This is a genomic window from Hymenobacter busanensis (assembly GCF_008727865.1).
Lineage (GTDB): Bacteria > Bacteroidota > Bacteroidia > Cytophagales > Hymenobacteraceae > Solirubrum > Solirubrum busanense.
The window spans coordinates 306,111-323,135 of record NZ_VTWU01000004.1; the positions used below are offsets into that span (position 1 = coordinate 306,111).

At 56.3% G+C, this 17,025-nt stretch carries 13 protein-coding genes; 10 read left to right on the forward strand and 3 right to left on the reverse strand.

Annotated elements, in window-relative coordinates; genetic code table 11:
• Positions 1 to 222: 222 nt before the first annotated feature.
• Together F0P96_RS12265 and F0P96_RS12270 are read right to left on the reverse strand one after the other, a co-directional pair.
• Positions 223 to 3,588 carry a TonB-dependent receptor gene (locus F0P96_RS12265; protein WP_151079190.1) on the reverse strand — a complete coding sequence of 1,122 codons (3,366 nt, stop codon included), beginning with the start codon at positions 3,586 to 3,588 and terminating at the stop codon, positions 223 to 225.
• Between the two features lie 150 nt (positions 3,589 to 3,738).
• Positions 3,739 to 4,389, reverse strand: a complete 651-nt coding sequence (locus tag F0P96_RS12270) for a C40 family peptidase (protein ID WP_235917459.1) — start codon at positions 4,387 to 4,389, stop codon at positions 3,739 to 3,741.
• Between the two features lie 66 nt (positions 4,390 to 4,455).
• Between F0P96_RS12270 and F0P96_RS12275 the strand changes: the two genes are divergently transcribed.
• Positions 4,456 to 5,838, forward strand: coding sequence for an FAD-binding oxidoreductase (locus tag F0P96_RS12275; RefSeq protein ID WP_235917460.1), 1,383 nt, complete (start codon positions 4,456 to 4,458; stop codon positions 5,836 to 5,838).
• Between the two features lie 112 nt (positions 5,839 to 5,950).
• Here F0P96_RS12275 and F0P96_RS12280 read toward each other — a convergent pair whose 3' ends face one another.
• Positions 5,951 to 6,454, reverse strand: a complete 504-nt coding sequence (locus F0P96_RS12280; protein ID WP_151079192.1) for an acyl-CoA-binding protein — start codon at positions 6,452 to 6,454, stop codon at positions 5,951 to 5,953.
• 137 nt (positions 6,455 to 6,591) lie between these two features.
• Between F0P96_RS12280 and asnB the strand changes: the two genes are divergently transcribed.
• The 9 genes from asnB (at position 6,592) to F0P96_RS12325 (ending at position 17,019) form a co-directional block, all read left to right on the forward strand.
• Positions 6,592 to 8,499, forward strand: coding sequence for an asparagine synthase (glutamine-hydrolyzing) (gene asnB / locus F0P96_RS12285; RefSeq protein WP_151079193.1), 1,908 nt, complete (start codon positions 6,592 to 6,594; stop codon positions 8,497 to 8,499).
• A 41-nt stretch (positions 8,500 to 8,540) separates the two neighbouring features.
• Positions 8,541 to 9,311, forward strand: coding sequence for a glycosyltransferase family 2 protein (locus tag F0P96_RS12290; RefSeq protein ID WP_151079194.1), 771 nt, complete (start codon positions 8,541 to 8,543; stop codon positions 9,309 to 9,311).
• A 116-nt stretch (positions 9,312 to 9,427) separates the two neighbouring features.
• Positions 9,428 to 10,771, forward strand: coding sequence for a UDP-glucose dehydrogenase family protein (locus tag F0P96_RS12295; protein WP_151079195.1), 1,344 nt, complete (start codon positions 9,428 to 9,430; stop codon positions 10,769 to 10,771).
• Positions 10,772 to 10,829: 58 nt separating this feature from the next.
• Entirely contained in the window at positions 10,830 to 11,804 is a 975-nt protein-coding gene (locus tag F0P96_RS12300; protein WP_151079196.1) for a UDP-glucuronic acid decarboxylase family protein, read from the forward strand.
• A gap of 5 nt (positions 11,805 to 11,809) precedes the next feature.
• Positions 11,810 to 12,244, forward strand: coding sequence for a sugar 3,4-ketoisomerase (locus tag F0P96_RS12305; RefSeq protein WP_151079197.1), 435 nt, complete (start codon positions 11,810 to 11,812; stop codon positions 12,242 to 12,244).
• Positions 12,245 to 12,414: 170 nt separating this feature from the next.
• Positions 12,415 to 13,368, forward strand: a complete 954-nt coding sequence (locus tag F0P96_RS12310) for a glycosyltransferase family 2 protein (RefSeq protein WP_151079198.1) — start codon at positions 12,415 to 12,417, stop codon at positions 13,366 to 13,368.
• 50 nt (positions 13,369 to 13,418) lie between these two features.
• Positions 13,419 to 14,531 carry a DegT/DnrJ/EryC1/StrS family aminotransferase gene (locus F0P96_RS12315; protein WP_151079199.1) on the forward strand — a complete coding sequence of 371 codons (1,113 nt, stop codon included), beginning with the start codon at positions 13,419 to 13,421 and terminating at the stop codon, positions 14,529 to 14,531.
• A gap of 276 nt (positions 14,532 to 14,807) precedes the next feature.
• Entirely contained in the window at positions 14,808 to 15,806 is a 999-nt protein-coding gene (locus tag F0P96_RS12320; RefSeq protein WP_151079200.1) for an STELLO glycosyltransferase family protein, read from the forward strand.
• Between the two features lie 160 nt (positions 15,807 to 15,966).
• A complete protein-coding gene (locus F0P96_RS12325; RefSeq protein ID WP_151079201.1) occupies positions 15,967 to 17,019 on the forward strand; it encodes a hypothetical protein in 1,053 nt (350 codons plus the stop codon).
• Positions 17,020 to 17,025: the final 6 nt, after the last annotated feature.

A 17,025-nucleotide genomic window follows, 5' to 3' on the forward strand; every position in this document is an offset into this window, starting at 1 on the left:
TTGACTGCTTTTACCGGAATATTAAGAAAAGGGCTGGTGTCTGTTTCAAGTTGGTGTTCAAGCGAACTTGCTCCAATCACAAAAGTTCTGCGGTCGTAATTAAATATATAATAATTTTTATATAAAGGGTAGTCAACCAAAGCATTCTGGCTGGGGCAGAGCACAAAAAAAGCGGGCGGAACCGAAGTCCCGCCCGCTTAAAGCGTTAAACCAACAAAGGGCTTAGTTGAAGATGTAGCGCAAGCCCACCTGCATGTAGTAGGTCGACGACAAGCTTACCGAGTTGCGGAATGTCTTGCTAGCCAGCTGGTTGCTGGTAGCGCGGTCCAGCGCCATGCGGAACGTCGGCTTGGTGGTGCCGTTCTGGTTCAGCGTACCAACGGGAACCAAGATCTGGTTGTTGTTCACGGTCGTCGATTGGAACGCACCCCATTCGTTGTTCAGCAGGTTGCCTACGTTGAACACGTCCAGGCTCAGCTGCAGCGTGTTGCGCTTCTCGCCGATGTTAACGAAGATGTCTTGCAGCAACTTCACATCGAACTGGTTGCGCCAGGGGAACTGAGCACCATTGCGCTCGGCGTACTTGCCTTTGCGGGTGCGCAGGTATTTGTCCTGTTCGATAAACTTGAAGAATGCGTCGCTCTGCTGCTGGGGCGAGTACGAGGTGATTTCCGAACCGCTGATGATGGTGTACGTGGTGAACGTAATTTCCGAAGCGTCTTTCGGCACGTAAATCAGGTCGGCGTTGGCACCGTCGCGGTTGAAGTCCGTCGAGTAGGTGTACGAGTAACGACCCGTGCTGCCGCCTTCGTAGAACAACGACAGGGTGGTGCCCAAGTGGCCCAGGTACTCCTTGCGGTACGAGAGCGAACCGATAACACGGTCCGGCGTTACGTAGTTGGCGTACGACAACTCAGGCGTGTTAGCGCCATTCACCGTCTGGTTGCCCTGCCATGCAGTGCTTACCTGGTCGCCGCTGCCGTCGTACAGGTTCTTCGCCTCGCTGTGCACGTAGGCTGCCGAAGCGTAGATGCCGTTGCCAAACTGCTTCTCCAGCTTAGCCGTGGCCGACCAGTAGTAGCCTTTCGAAGCGTTGTCGAGTACGTAAGCGTTGAAGGCACCACCGTTGCTAGCACCGTTTGCTACGAACTTGCCGCTAGCCACCGGGTTTACAAACTTGTCGCGGTCATTAGCAGGGTAGATCAGACGGTTGTCGGGGTAGCCGGCAATGTTCAGCGGCTTCGGCGTTACCAAGTTGGCGTTGCGGAAGAGCGCGGTATTCAGGTCTTTGTTGTAAATCCCCTCTAAGGTACCTACAATGCCCAAGGGCAGTTGCACGTCGACACCGATGCTCGACTTCCACGTTTGCGGGAAGCGGAAATCGGGGTCCAAAGCAGTAATCTGCGACGGAGCAACCGTACCAGCAGGGGCCGGCGTTTCGGGCAGATAGAAGCGCGGGTCGGGGCTGAAACCGCGGTAGCCGCCTTGCAAATCTTTCACAGCTGCGCCGTTGTTGATCTGCGTAATCTGAATCATGCCGGCGTCGCTGGCTTGGCTTACAATCCACACGTAAGGTACGCGGCCCGTAAAGATGCCCGTACCGCCGCGCAGCTGCAGCGTCCGGTCACCCTTCACGTCGTAGTTGAAGCCCACACGGGGCGACCACAGCACACGGTTCTTGGGCAGGTTGGCCACGTTGATTTTCTCGCCGTTGTTGAACGTCAAAGGCGTGATGAGCGGGTGCTCTTTCAGGTCTTGGCCAAAGCTGGTGAAGTCGGCACGGATGCCCGGCGTGATGCGCAGCCGGTCGGTAACCGTAATTTCATCCTGCAGGTAAGCAGCGTATTGTCCGTAGGTGAAGCTCGGGAAGGCTTGCTTGTAGCCGGGAGACAACGAGTACGTAATGGCGTAGCTGTTGGGCAGAGCTGTCTTGGCAATGTTCGGGTCGGGGTTCGAAGCCGTCACGAAGTCCTGCCACGAGGCAAATTGGTAGTAGCTAGTACCGTAGCGCTGAAAACCGTTCTTGGTTTCGCTCAGGTCAATTTGAGCACCCAAGGTTACGTTGTGTATGCCTTTGTTCCAGGTGAAATCGTCTTTGAACGATTTGATGGCCACGTCGCGCAGGTTGCCGTAGGAAAACAGTTCGTAACCAAACGAGGTGAAAGGCGAGCCGTCTTGCAGGATGTCTACGAAGGGGAAAATCGAGCTTTCCGAGCTGCGTGGGTCGTTCTGCTTCGTGTAGGTAGCCCGGAACGTGTTGCCCATGTTGCTGCCGAAGGTCGAGTTCAATTCGCCAGCCAGCGAGTAGAAGTTTGACTCTTCGTTGTAGCCACTGTTCTGGTAGAACATCGCGTTCAGGTCTTGGCGGCTGCCCGAGAAGGGAAGCGAGGTCGACGTGCCGTTCGGGAAGGCCGGACGCTTGCTGTTCGTCTGGCTGTAGCGGATGTTGAAGCGGTTGCGGTTGTTGATGGTCCAGTCGAGACGACCCAGGATTTTGGTGCGCGGGCTCACGAAATCGTAACCCTCGTACGGGCCGGTTTTGTAGCCGTAACGGTCGTTCAGGTAAGTGCTGATTTCGTCCAGCTGGTTGCGCGTCGGGCGCGAAATCGTCTGGCTCGTGCCGAAGTTGCTCTTGCCGTTCGCGTCGAGCGTAGCAGCCGTGCGCGTTTGGCCCGGAACCGTGTTTTTCTCGTCTTCAAAGTTGACAAAGAAGAACAGCTTGTCCTTGATGATCGGACCGCCCAAACGGGCACCGTATTGGTAGAAGGTCGAGTTCGAGATGTTTACCTTCTCTTTGCCCACCTTGTCACCGTAGAAATCTTCGGTGCGGCCATAGGAGTACACCGAGCCCGAGAAGTTGTTGGAGCCCGAACGCGTTACGGCGTTTACGGCGCTGCCAATGAAGCCCGACTGGCGCACGTCGAAAGGTGCTACGCTCACCGAAATCTGTTCGATAGCGTCCAGCGAGATGGGCGAGCCACCAGCCGGCAGGTTGCCACCAATACCGAAGTTGTTGTTGAAGTCGGAGCCGTCAACCGTGATAAAGTTCTGACGGCTGTTGCCACCACCTACCGACTGGCCGTTGGCCTGGGGGGTGAGGCGGGTCAGGTCGTTCAGGCTACGCGTAATCGAGGGCAAACGCTCGATCTGCTCGCGCTGAATGTTGGTTACCGAGCCGGTGCGGTCCGAGTTGATCAGCGCATCGCGGCGGCCTTGTACCTCTACGCCGGCCAGCGTTTGCGTGGTCTCGCTCAGGTTCACGTCCAGGCGCAGGTTTTGGCCCAGGCTCAGGAAAATGCCTTCGCGGACGGCTTCCTGGTAGCCTACGAAGGTTACCCGTACCGTGTACGGACCACCCACGCGCATCGCCTGGATGTTGTAGCGGCCGTCGGCGTTGGTGGGCGCCACGTACTGCGAGTTGGTAGGCGTGTGCACGGCAATAACCGTGGCACCGGGCAGACCTTCTCCTGATTTATCGGTGACGACACCGCTCATGGAAGAGGTCGTAACGCCTTGGCTCCAGCCCAGCTGCGCCGACAGCAGCGTCAGCAGCAACAAGAGCAAGTGGCGTAAACGTACTTGTTTCATAAAAGGGAACATTGGTGAAAAAGGTACTCTGGGAAAACGGGGACAAAACTAGAGCCGAAAACCGGCACACGCGGTTACCTGAGCATTACATTTACCGGGTTACCACACAACCAAAAGAGCAGAAACGGGTAGCAAAGCTACGACGGAAATTCACAACTTAGGACGTACTGCCTTTATGAATCTACTCAGATAATAATCACTTTCTAAGGCATTTTCCACCACGCCTAACGACGTGGAAGAGTGAATGAACTGCACCCCCTCGTCGCTGACTTCGGTGACCAAGCCCACGTGGGTAATGGTGCCACTGCCAGGCGAAGCTCCGAAAAATACCAAATCCCCGGCGCGTAAATCCTGGGGCCGCACCGGGTCGCCCCACGCAGCCTGCTCGTTGGAAGACCGCGGTATGGTGACGCCGGCTGCCCCAAAGGAAGCACACAGCAAGCCCGAGCAGTCGAGGCCCAGGCGGGTAGTGCCGCCAAATTTGTAGGGCGTGCCCTGGTACGAACGAGCGGTTTCGATGACAGAAGCCAACTGCCGGTCGATGCTGGCCGGGCTGCTGTTGCGTTTGGGCCGCACGGCCGTTTTCGTCTTTACTTTCGTGCGCACCGTGGTGTGGCCCTTGCGGCGGCCTTCCGCCTTCATGCGCGCCATGTCGCGGGCCGAGTAGTACCGGCCGTTGCGGTAATTCAGCTTCTGGCTGCTTTTGCAACCGGCCAAGAGCAAGAGCCCCGTGAGCGTGAGCCAAGTAAAATAAGCCAGCGGCCGCCCCGAAAGCCCTACTTTTATCAACGATTTCCGCATCGGAGCAAAGATACGCGAATGAGCCATTTGCAAGAAAGAAAGCCGTTTGGACAATGCACGCCTGCGTTGCTGGCGTCGTTTAGCACTATTGTGGGGCCCGAGCACGTGCTCACACCCAGCACCCTGGCCGCCGACGAGTACGCCCGCTACGGGCGCGACCATACCGAAGACCTGTACTTTCAGCCCGACGTGGTGCTGCGCCCCGCCAACGCTGACGAGGTAAGCCGTATTATGCGCCTGTGCCACGAATACCGGATTCCCGTGACGCCCCGTGGCGCCGGTACCGGGCTGAGCGGCGGGGCACTGCCGGCGCACGGCGGCGTGGTACTCAGCACCGAGCGCCTCAACCGCATCATCCAAATCGACGAGCGGAACCTGCAGGCCACCGTGGAGCCAGGCGTGGTGAACGAGGCATTTCAGAACGCGGTGAAGGAAGTGGGGCTGTTTTACCCGCCCGACCCCGCCAGCAAAGGCAGTTGCTTTTTGGGCGGCAACCTCGCGCACAGCAGCGGCGGCCCCAAAGCCGTGAAGTACGGCACCACCCGCGACTATGTGCTCAACCTGGAAGTGGTCCTGCCCACCGGCGAAATCATCTGGACGGCAGCCAACACGCTTAAAAACTCCACCGGCTACAACCTGACGCAGCTCATGGTGGGCTCGGAGGGCACCTTGGGCATCATCACCAAAGTGGTGTTCCGTCTGCTGCCGTTTCCGCAGCAGAACATCCTGATGCTGGTGCCTTTTCGGCAGGAAGAACAGGCCGCTGAGGCTGTAGCGGCCGTGTTTCGGACGGGTATCATCCCCTCGGGCATGGAGTTTATGGAGCGCGAGGCCATTGCGTGGTCGTCGGAGTACCTGCAGATTCCGCTTACCCTGCCCGACGACATCCGTGCCCACTTGCTCATCGAACTCGACGGGCAGGACCTGGACCAGCTATATAAGGAAGCCGAACTGGTGTACGGCGTGCTGGAGCACTACGACGTAGGCGACATTCTGCTGGCCGATACCGCCACCCAAAAAGACGAGCTGTGGCGCATTCGGCGCAACATCGGCAATGCTGTGCGCTACAACTCGGTATATAAGGAAGAAGACACCGTAGTGCCCCGCGCCGAGTTGCCCACGCTCCTCAAGGGCGTGAAGGAAATCGGGGCACGGTACGGCTTCAAGAGCGTGTGCTACGGCCACGCCGGCGACGGCAACTTGCATGTAAACATCATTCGCGGCGAGCTGACCGACGAACAATGGAACGTGGGCCTGCGCCAGCCGATTTCGGAGATATTTGAGCTGTGCGTGAAACTGGGCGGCACCATCTCCGGCGAACATGGCATCGGGCTGGTGCAGAAACCCTACATCGGCATTGCGCTGAAAGAAACCAATCTGGCGTTGATGCGCGGTATCAAACAAGTCTTTGATCCGCACGGCATTCTGAACCCGGACAAAATCTTTTAAATCGACCAGTCAGACGGCCAGGCTCCAAGTAGCAACTACCGGCTGGGTGAATACGCCACGGCCCCGCTCCTATATGAAAGGAACGGGGCCGTGGCGTGCGTAATAGGTTTGCCTACTGCTGAGTTTTCAGCTGGTCTTCGCCGCCGTACGGTGCGCCGGCGTTGATGTCGCCGCGCAGGCCATCCATCGACTGGCCGCCTTCGTTTTCATACGGTGCTTTGGCCGTTCCGGGGGCCGGGGCTTCGTTACTGCCCACTTGCGAGCCGGTAGCCGGCTGGCCGTTGCCGGTAATAACGGAGGCGGCTTCGCCTACTGGACCGGCTACTTCGTTTACACGCTGGATGTATTGGCGTTTGGCTTCGTCTTCGGGCACGCCCTTAAACTTGCTCCACGAGTCCCACTGCGCCTGCGACATGCCCGGGTCGCCGCTGGGCTTATCCGGCGAATCGTCGCCTACTACCTCGCCGCGGGTGTCATGGTCGCCTTCGGTGGCTTGCTTGTAGAGGCCGTAGAGCTCGGTCATGTGTGCGGCGGCTTGGTCGCCGGGGAGGCCGTTTACGCGCGTCACGGCGGCTTCGAATTCCTGTTGCAGATTCATTTGGTCTTGGAGGCTCATGGGAAATAGCGTTGAGGTGGGTACCGGCCGGGCCGATACCAACTTTACTCGCTTGGCACGGCTTTGGTTGCGGGCGCGCCCTACCGCAAGTTTTGGCCCGCGCAAGTGCCGAAGCTTCGTACCTTTGCCCGCCAATTATGTGTGGAATCACCGGACTTTTCGCCTTTAACGACTCAGGACGTTCGTCGCTGACGGGCCTGCAGGCCTCAACCGACGCCATCGTGAGCCGCGGCCCCGACTCGCAGGGGCATTTCGTGTACGACTGCGTGGGCCTGGGCTTCCGCCGCCTCGCTATTCTCGACCTCTCGGCCGACGGCAACCAGCCGATGACCGATGAATCGGGGCGCTACACCATCGTCTTCAACGGCGAAATCTTCAACTTCCGCGAGCTACGGGCCCGTTTGCAGCGTAAGGGCTACACGTTCCGGTCGCACACCGACACGGAGGTTATCCTGAAGCTCTACATCACCGAAGGCCGCGGCTTTCTGAAGAAGCTGAACGGCTTTTTCGGCTTGGCCATCTACGATAAGGAGGAAAACACGCTCTTCATTGCCCGCGACCGGATGGGAGTGAAGCCCCTGCTCGTGTACCGCGACGAAGAGAAGCTCATGTTTGCTTCCGAAATGAAGTCGTTGCTGGCCTTGGGCGTGCCGCGCAAGCTCGATTACGCTTCGCTGAGCCATTACCTGCAGCTCAACTACATTCCGGGCCCGGCCACCATCTTCAAAGGCGTGAAGAAGTTGCTGCCGGGTCACTACCTGTTCATTCAGGGCAACGGCAAGGTGGTGAAGAAGCGCTGGTACAAAATTCCTTACGACCCGAAGAAAGTCGCCAAGAACAAAACGACCTACGAGCAGCAGAAAGCCAAGCTGGTCGAGTTGATGGACGCCTCGGTTGCCCGGCGCCTCGTGGCCGACGTGCCGCTGGGCTCGTTCCTGAGCGGTGGCATCGACTCCTCGGTCATTACGGCCTTGGCCGCGCGCCACACGCCGCACCTCAACACGTTCAGCATTGGCTTCAAGGATGAGCCGTTCTTCGACGAAACGAAGTACGCCAACCTCGTGGCCAAAATGCACAAGACCAACCACACGGTCTTTTCGCTGACCAATAACGACCTCTACAGCCACCTGTTCGACGTGCTCGACTATTTCGACGAGCCGTTTGCCGACTCGTCGGCCCTGGCAGTGTACATCCTTAGCAAGGAAACCCGCCAGAAGGTTACCGTGGCCTTGTCCGGCGACGGCGCCGACGAGCTGTTTGCCGGCTACAACAAGCACATGGGCGAATGGCAGGTGCGCAACGGCGGCCCCAAAGCCGAGTTCGTAACCGGCCTTAATATTTTGTGGGACGTGCTGCCGAAGTCGCGCAACTCGTTCTTCGGCAACAAAGTGCGCCAGCTGCAGCGCTTCTCGCGCGGCATGCTCTCGGGGCCCAAAGACAGGTACTGGGACTGGGCCAGCCTCGCCAGCGACAAAGACGCCCGCAGCTTGCTCAGCCCGAGTGCGCGCCAGAAAGCCGGCCGCAAAATTGCCGACAAGCGCCGCAAAGACATTCTGGAGCACCTGCACGCCGACGGCGACCTGAACGAGGTGCTGCTGACCGACATGGAGCTGGTGCTGCCCTACGACATGCTGGCCAAAGTAGACTTGATGAGCATGGCCAACTCACTGGAAGTGCGCACGCCCTTCCTCGATTACAAGGTGGTCAACTTCGCCTTCTCGCTACCCGTCGAAAGCAAAATCGACGCGAAGATGAAGAAGCGCATCGTGCAAGATGCTTTCCGGCCGCTGCTGCCCGAGGAACTCTACAAGCGCCCCAAGCACGGCTTCGAGGTACCGCTGCTCAAGTGGTTCCGCAACGAGCTGCGCCCGCTTATCACCGACGACCTGCTCTCCGACGACTTCATTGAGGCGCAGGGCATCTTCTCGGTCGATGCCATCCGGGCGCTCAAGCAGCAACTGTTCTCCAACAACCCCGGCGACGTGCACGCCCGCATCTGGGCGCTCATCGTGTTCCAGCACTGGTGGAAGCGCCACATGGCCTAGTTTTGTCTGATTCCTTCTTTTTTCGACGCTAATATCTTCGCATGGACGCACCCGTTACGCCCGTGACTTCATCGGCCGGTGCCATTCAGTTTCCGCCGCGCAAGCTTTCTATCGTTATTCCGGCCTACAACGAGGCCCGAACCATTCACTTGATTCTCGATCAGGTGAAAGCGGTGAAGCTGCTCAACGACATCGAAAAGGAAGTTATCCTGGTCAATGACTGCTCCAAGGACGACACGGAAGGGGCCATCCAGCGCTACATGGCCGCCAACCCCGACTTGCCTATTCGCTACCTCAAGCACGAGGTAAATGCGGGCAAAGGAGCAGCCTTGCACACCGGCATTCAGCACGCCACCGGCGACTACCTCATTATTCAGGACGCCGACCTGGAGTACGACCCCGAGGAGTACAACGTGCTGCTGAAACCCGTGCTGCGAGGTGTGGCCGACGTGGTATTCGGTTCGCGCTTTATGGGCGGCAATGCCCACCGCATCCTGTTCTTCTGGCACAGCATCGGCAACCAGTACGTGCTGACGTTCCTCTCGAACATGTTCAACAACCTGAACCTGACCGATATGGAAACCTGCTACAAGCTGTTCCGTCGGGACCTGATTCAGGGTCTGAAACTAGAAGAAAAGCGCTTTGGATTTGAGCCTGAGGTAACGGCCAAAATTGCCCGTATTCCCAACGTACGCATCTACGAAGTCGGCATCAGCTACTACGGCCGCACCTACGAGGAGGGCAAAAAAATTGGCTGGCGCGACGGGGTGCGGGCCATCTACTGCATCATCAAGTACGGCCTGTTTAAATAGGTCGGTACGCGCGTTGGTTACTTGGCTGCAAAACAAGTAGCTCTACTTTCATAAAAAAGCGGAAATTTGCCCCGGCAAAATTCCACCTTGTTTTCTCTACGCTTCATTTCGTTTCCATGAAAATAGCTGTTGTTGGCACGGGCTACGTTGGTTTGGTTACCGGTACGTGCTTCGCCGAAGTTGGCATCGACGTCACTTGCATCGATATCGACGAGCGTAAAATCAGTAACCTCAAGCAAGGCATCCTGCCGATTTACGAGCCCGGTCTGGAAGAAATGGTGCTGCGCAACGTAGAGAAAGGCCGCCTGCACTTCTCCACGTCGCTGGCCGAGGGCATTAAGGATGCCGACGTAGCCTTCATTGCCGTGGGCACGCCTCCCGGCGAAGACGGTTCGGCCGACCTGAAGTACGTGCTGGCAGTAGCCCGCGGCATTGGGGAGCACATGAACAGCTACGGCGTGATTGTGACTAAGAGCACGGTACCGGTGGGCACGGCCGCCAAAGTGCAGCGCGAGCTGACCATGGCGCTGGAGAAGCGCGGTGTCGACATCGAGTTCGACGTGGCCTCGAACCCCGAGTTCCTGAAGGAAGGCGCGGCCATCGACGACTTCCTGAAGCCCGACCGTATTGTGGTGGGCGTGGCCTCGGAGCGCGCCGAAGAAGTGATGCGCAAGCTCTACAAGCCATTCCTGCTCAACGGGCACCCCATCATTTTCATGGACATCCCGTCGGCAGAAATGACCAAGTACGCCGCCAACGCCATGCTGGCCACCAAGATTTCGTTCATGAACGACGTGGCCAACCTGTGCGAAATCATGGGCGCCGACGTGAACATGGTGCGCCGCGGCATCGGCTCCGACGCCCGCATCGGCACCAAGTTCATCTACCCGGGTATTGGTTACGGCGGTTCGTGCTTCCCCAAAGACGTGAAGGCCCTCATCAAAACGGCTTCCGAAAACGGCTACGAGATGCAAGTGCTCAAGGCCGTGGAAAGCGTGAACGAAGACCAGAAATCGGTGCTCTTCAATAAAGTCGACCGGCATTTCGGCGGCGAGTTGCGGGGCAAGAAAATGGCCATTTGGGGTCTATCGTTCAAGCCCAAAACCGACGACATGCGCGAAGCTCCTTCGCTCGTCATCATCGAGAAGCTGTTGGCTGTAGGCTGCGAAGTAGTTGCCTACGACCCGGTAGCGGTACACGAGGCCAAAAAAGACCTCGGCGACCGTATCACCTACGCTGCCGACCCCTACGAAGCCGTAGAAGGTGCCGATGCGCTGCTGGTGGTAACGGAGTGGCCCGAGTTCCGCTCGCCCAACTTCGACGATATTGCCGCCCGCATGAAAGGCCGCGTTATCTTCGACGGCCGCAACATCTACGATGCGCAGGAAATGGAGAAGACCGGCTTTGCCTACCACTGCATCGGGATTCGCACCACGCACCACGAGCCGGCTACCAAGTAAGCGGGGCTGCCGCCACGCGGCGACTCACGCGCACCCTTTCAACTAACAGCTACAGCTCATGGCTAACAGCTCGGAAAAGAAACGCATCCTGATTACCGGCGGGGCCGGCTTCCTTGGCTCGCACCTGTGCGACCGGTTTTTGGCCGAGGGCTACCACGTCATTGCCATGGACAACCTGGTGACGGGCAACCTGGCTAACATCGAGCACCTGTTCGGCAAAAAGGACTTCGAGTTCTATCACCACGACGTGTCGAAGTTCGTGCACGTACCCGGCGAACTGGATTACATCCTGCACTTCGCCTCGCCCGCGTCGCCCATCGACTACCTGAAGATTCCGATTCAGACCCTGAAAGTGGGTGCCCTGGGCACCCACAACCTGCTGGGTTTGGCCCGGGTGAAAAAGGCCCGCGTGCTGATTGCCAGCACCTCGGAAGTGTATGGCGACCCCGACGTGCACCCGCAGGTGGAGGAATACCACGGCAACGTGAACCCGGTGGGCCCGCGCGGCTGCTACGACGAAGCCAAGCGTTTTCAGGAAGCCATTACGATGGCCTACCACAACGTACACAACGTGGAGACGCGCATCATCCGCATCTTCAATACGTACGGCCCGCGCATGCGCCTCGACGACGGCCGTGTACTGCCCGCATTCCTGAGCCAGGCCCTGAAGGGTGAGCCGCTGACGGTATTCGGCGACGGTTCGCAAACGCGTTCCTTCTGCTACGTCGACGACTTGGTGGACGGTATCTACCGCCTGTTGCTGTCGGATTACCACATGCCGGTGAACATCGGCAACCCGGCGGAAATCACCATCAAGGAGTTCGGCGAAGAAATTGCGAAGCTGGCCGGCGTGGAGTTCCGCCCCACGTTCCACCCGCTGCCCCAGAACGACCCGTTGCGCCGTCAGCCCGACATCACCAAGGCCAAAGAAATCCTGGGCTGGGAGCCGAAAGTGGACCGTGCCGAAGGCCTGCGCCGCACGTTCGAGTACTTCAAAGAGCACGTACCCGCTCAGTCGGCGGCTGCGCAGTAAGGTTTATGCTGCTGCCGCACCTGATCGAGTTTCCCCGGCACGGCGCCGAGTCTACCGGGTACATTTCAGTGTGTGAGCAGCAACAGCACGTGCCGTTCGCGGTGCAACGAGTTTTCTGGACGTACGACACGCCAGAGCACGTTGCCCGCGGACGGCACGCGCATTTTCATACCCAGCAGGTACTGGTAGCGGTGGCCGGCACTATTGTGGTGACTACCGAACTGCCCGACGGCCAGATCGAAGTTTTCCGGCTGGATTCGCCGCAAGTGGGCGTGTACATTCCGCCCAATGCCTGGCATACCATGCTCTACACGCCGGGCGCCGTGCAATTGGTTTTGGCTTCGTTGCCCTACGACGAGCAGGACTACATTCGCAGCCACGAGGTTTTTCGGGAAGTGTGGGGAAAATCGGATCAAACGTCAGGCGCTGCCGGTAGCTAAAGGCAAAGCAGCAACTGGCCTGCCACGTCAGATCGGGGCGCAATAGATACTTTCTGTCGCAGGATAGGGGTTCAGCCCTGCGCCCCTGAGTCGGCACGTAAACTGAGGGGCAGACGTCTGAGGTTGGCAAAGCCAAGGGCTATTTTGCAATTTCACGCTTTGTTGCGTCCATGCCCAAGCTTTCCATCGTCATTCCTTGCTACTACAACGAGGAGAATATCCCCGTCACCTCTGCCCGGCTGCTGGAGAATGAGCAGCTCTTTCCTGCCGAGGTGGAGTTTGAGTACGTGCTGGTGGACGACGGCTCCCGCGACGGAACTTGGGCTGCCATTCGGGCCTTTCAGCAAGCCCACCCCAGCAAGGTGGTGGGCATACGGCTGGCTGGCAATGTAGGCTCCTACAATGCCATCGTGGCCGGTTTGGCACACGCCACCGGCGACTGTACGGCTGTGATGACCGCCGACCTGCAGGACCCACCCGAATTGCTCCGGCAGATGTACGATTACTGGCAACAGGGGCTGAAGCTGGTCTTAGCTAATCGCGCCAAACGTGAAGAGGGGCTGCTGCAGCGCTGGTTTTCCAACAGCTTCCATTGGCTGGTGCGGCGCTTGGCATTGCCCGGCATTCCGCCCGGCGGCTTCGACCTCGTGTTCTTCGACCAGCAATTGCGCCACGAAGTGGTGCGGCTGCAGGAGCGCAACAGCAACGTGTTTTACCTGTTGGTGTGGCTGGGTTACCCCTACGTAAGCCTGCCTTATACGCGGCGCCGCCGCGAAATTGGGAAGTCGCGCTGGACGCTGAGCAAGAAAATCAAGCTGCTTATTGATTCCTTGCTGTCCTTTTCGTTTTTCCCGATTCGCGCCATTACGGTTGTCGGTTTTGTGTTTGGCTTCCTCGCCATTCTCTACAGCATTTACCTGGTGTTTTTCCGCTTGCAACACCCCAATGAGCCCCCGGGCTGGACCAGCCTGATGTTGCTGGTGCTGCTGGTGGCTGCGTTTCAGATGGTGGCATTGGGGGTGCTGGGCGAATACGTTTGGCGCGGATTGGATGCCGCTCGTCAACGGCCGATGTACGTGGTGGATGAAACCAGTCCGGCACAACCCAGCCACGTACAGGAATAAGGGAGGAGCTGGGGTGCAGTATGCTGCGCCGCTCACACGGAATAACCATCATGCAAATTCCTTTCTTGTCACTTGCTCCTCAGCACGAAGCCATTCGCGAAGAAATGCTCGCGGCCTTCGCCCAGGTGTACGATTCCAACTGGTATGTGCTGGGGCCGCGTGTGACCCAGTTTGAAGCCCAGTACGCTGCTTTTTCCGGCACAACTCATTGCATAGGCGTGGCCAACGGCCTCGACGCGCTACATCTCTCACTAAAGGCGTTGGGAGTTGGCCCCGGCGACGAAGTGATTGTGCCGTCCAACACCTACATAGCCACATGGCTGGCGGTGTCGTACGTAGGCGCTACCGTTGTGCCCGTAGAGCCGAACGAGCAGACCTATAATATCGAAGCCAGCAGCATTGAGGCCGCTATTACGCCGCGTACCAAGGCCATTATGCCCGTGCATCTGTATGGGCAAGCCTGTTCGATGAATGATATTATGGTCATAGCTCAGCGGTATGGGTTATGGGTAGTAGAAGACAATGCCCAGGCGCATGGCGCCCAATGGAAGGGGCAGTTCACCGGTAGCTTTGGTCATGCCAACGCCACCAGCTTTTATCCGGGTAAAAACCTAGGCGCGCTGGGCGACGCCGGGGCCATTACCACTTTCAGTACCGACTTAGACGCGCAAATCAGAGTTTTGCGCAACTACGGCTCCCAGCAGAAATACCTGAACCAGGTCGTCGGGCACAATTCCCGGCTGGACGAATTGCAGGCCGCGCTGCTGTCAGTGAAGTTGCCGCGCCTGAATGACTGGACGGCGCAACGCCAGCAGTTGGCGCTCCATTACAATGATGCGCTTCGTACGACACCGGGTATTACGCTACCAACAACGGCCATCGGTGCTACCCATGTGTATCACCTCTATGTTATTCGGAATCGGCAGCGGGACGCCCTACAACACTATTTGGCCGAGCAGGGGATTGGCACCCTTATTCATTATCCTACCCCTCCCCATCTTCAGGAAGCCTACAAATCCTTAGGCTACTCACTTGGCGACTTTCCGATTGCCGAAGAACTGGCCCGCACCAGCCTGAGCCTGCCGCTTTGGCCTGGCCTGACTGAAAACCATATTACTTACATCGCCGAAGCCATTCAACGCTTTGCCAGCAAGCACAACTGAGTGCTGATCTGTGTTGTTCTTCAGAAGCAGTTCAACTAAAAAAGGAGAAGATCGAAACGCAGTCATGTGTTGCAGGCATAACTCTTTCAATAGTTGCTGCACTGCGGATTGTTATGTCGACGCAATCGGGAGAAGTTGAGCTTAGTTGCCACTCTTTGCTTACTCCAAAAGGCAGCTTGTTTCTTACGCAATACATCCAAGCCAAAAGGTTTACCTTTGAAGCGCGAAACCCAAACTGCTTTCTGTCGAAAACAGCACTCTGTTTACCCAAGGTACATGCCTAAGTCACACATCGTCATCACCTCCATTTTTGCCCCTACCAAGGCGGTTACCAAATTTGCCAACCTACCTGACTACAGCTTGGTAGTAGCAGGCGACAAAAAATCACCTGCCGATTGGGCCGAGGCCAACGTCACGTATTTGTCGACGACTCAGCAAGAGGAAGCCGGGTTTCGCCTGACGGCCAAACTACCCTATAATCACTACGGGCGTAAAATGGTCGGTTACCTACACGCCATCCGCGAAGGTGCTCAGGTAATTATTGATACCGATGACGATAACATTCCGTACGACGGCTGGGAGTTTCCCCAAATGGACGGGGAATTTGCCACTTCGCCTGCGCAGAAAGGTTTCGTAAACATTTACAAGAATTTCACCAGCCACCATATCTGGCCTCGTGGCTATCCGCTTGACCTGATTTTGAATCAGGACCACAACTTGAAGGAAGCCGATCTGCTCAAACAGTCTTCGAAGATTGGTGTTTGGCAAGGCTTGGCCGACAGCGACCCTGATGTGGATGCCATCTACCGCTTGGTGGATAACACGGAGGTGTATTTTGACAAACGGGCGCCGATCGTGTTGGCAGAAGGTACCATCTGTCCCTTCAACTCGCAGAACACCGCCGTCCGCCGCGAGCTGTTTCCGTTACTGTACTTGCCTGCGTACGTCACCTTCCGCTTCACTGATATTTTGCGTGGCCTCGTTGCCCAGCCAATCATGTGGGCACACGGCTACCGCTTGGGCTTCACGGAAGCAACTGTGATTCAGGAACGTAATCCGCACGATTACGTAAAGGATTTCGAATCTGAAATTCCGTGCTACCTGAATCCGAACAAAGTTATTGCTGCGGTTTCGCGTGCTATCAGCCCGGAAAATACGGTCGGCGAAAACTTGCGCAGAGCTTATGCCGAATTGGCAAAGGAAAACATCGTTACTGCCCAGGAAATTGAGCTGCTGGATTTGTGGTTAGAGGACGTTGCTGAATTGACGGCGTAATCTTTCGCTCGTCGGACAATAAGATTTTCTTTTAGGTAATAGCAAGATGCTCACCAGACGGGGCTATTGCTAGTAATTCGGTTTGAAATTAGAATAGCGTTGGTGCATCTGTATCAACGCTATTCTTTGTATTCACGGGAACAGTCCCACTGCATAAACGATGAAAAAGTCAGCTCATATTTCTGCCATACTATCAACTCGTAGCTATTTAAAGCAACCTCTCTACGATTTGATTTATGAATGGGAAGAAGATTTGGCCCAAGCATTGTCAGTCCCAATCCTAAACGCTATTCCCACTTACCGAAAGGCCTTATACAATCCGTATGCCCGTAAGGCAATAATGCGGGTTGGAAAGCAGTATTTAGATAAATGGAATAATACGCTCGAAGCCATCCGGCCACAACGCAGTAACGAAGGGTACAACTTTGTGTATGAATTAGGCGTAAACTACGAGCCTAATTTTTCTACTTCTGCAAAAGCCATTCCAGCCTTTATCGACTTCTGGAAGCACACTGATCTAGATGCTTTTTATGAAAATTATAAAAGGTGTAAAATAGTCTTGATTTCAAGTCTGGAAACCTATGAGTTTCTAAAGGCTCAAAATTGCCCGTTGAATATTGCGCATTTTCCACTATGCTTGTCAGATCGGTATCGGCTTGAAGAAGACACAGTGTATGAGAAAAAATATGATATTTTGTTGGCTGGTAAATTAAATATTAGGACAAACCAAGTATTGCGCAATTATTTGGATGAATTTGTTAGTAAGTACAAAGATGTAGAGTTCTTGTGCCAGCAAGAGATTAACGGCGAATTTTATTATTCATCCAACAAGAAAGGTATAATTGGTAAGTTTCATTCTCGCCCAGAGTATATAAAATTACTTCGCGCGAGCAAAGTGTCTTTTTACAGCACCCCTGGTATCGACGGTGGAGAGAAACGCACCGGCGGTTTTAATCCCGTAACGCCCCGCTACCTGGAGCTTTTGAGTGCACAATGCATGTTGCTGGGGAAATATCCTGATAACGAGGAAACAGCTTTCTACGAGTTACCGCGTGTATGTCCCAATGTCGAGTCGTATGCTGTTTTTGAAAACACTCTGTTGGGGTATCTAAATCAATCTAACCCGGATTTTTCTGTTCATAGAGAAATCCTAGATAAGCACTACACTTCCCGTCGAGCAGAATTGCTACAAGATATATTGAGTAATTTTTAGTTGTTA

Bases quoted from the DNA above. Each gene is read 5' to 3' on its own strand.
- F0P96_RS12280 (WP_151079192.1), bottom strand. From the start codon at position 6,454: ATGAGCCTCCAAGACCAAATGAATCTGCAACAGGAATTCGAAGCCGCC.
- F0P96_RS12295 (WP_151079195.1), top strand. From the start codon at position 9,428: ATGAAAATAGCTGTTGTTGGCACGGGCTACGTTGGTTTGGTTACCGGT.
- F0P96_RS12310 (WP_151079198.1), top strand. From the start codon at position 12,415: ATGCCCAAGCTTTCCATCGTCATTCCTTGCTACTACAACGAGGAGAAT.
- F0P96_RS12265 (WP_151079190.1), bottom strand. From the start codon at position 3,588: ATGAAACAAGTACGTTTACGCCACTTGCTCTTGTTGCTGCTGACGCTG.
- F0P96_RS12325 (WP_151079201.1), top strand. From the start codon at position 15,967: ATGAAAAAGTCAGCTCATATTTCTGCCATACTATCAACTCGTAGCTAT.
- F0P96_RS12300 (WP_151079196.1), top strand. From the start codon at position 10,830: ATGGCTAACAGCTCGGAAAAGAAACGCATCCTGATTACCGGCGGGGCC.
- F0P96_RS12320 (WP_151079200.1), top strand. From the start codon at position 14,808: ATGCCTAAGTCACACATCGTCATCACCTCCATTTTTGCCCCTACCAAG.
- asnB (WP_151079193.1), top strand. From the start codon at position 6,592: ATGTGTGGAATCACCGGACTTTTCGCCTTTAACGACTCAGGACGTTCG.
- F0P96_RS12270 (WP_235917459.1), bottom strand. From the start codon at position 4,389: ATGCGGAAATCGTTGATAAAAGTAGGGCTTTCGGGGCGGCCGCTGGCT.
- F0P96_RS12315 (WP_151079199.1), top strand. From the start codon at position 13,419: ATGCAAATTCCTTTCTTGTCACTTGCTCCTCAGCACGAAGCCATTCGC.
- F0P96_RS12305 (WP_151079197.1), top strand. From the start codon at position 11,810: ATGCTGCTGCCGCACCTGATCGAGTTTCCCCGGCACGGCGCCGAGTCT.
- F0P96_RS12290 (WP_151079194.1), top strand. From the start codon at position 8,541: ATGGACGCACCCGTTACGCCCGTGACTTCATCGGCCGGTGCCATTCAG.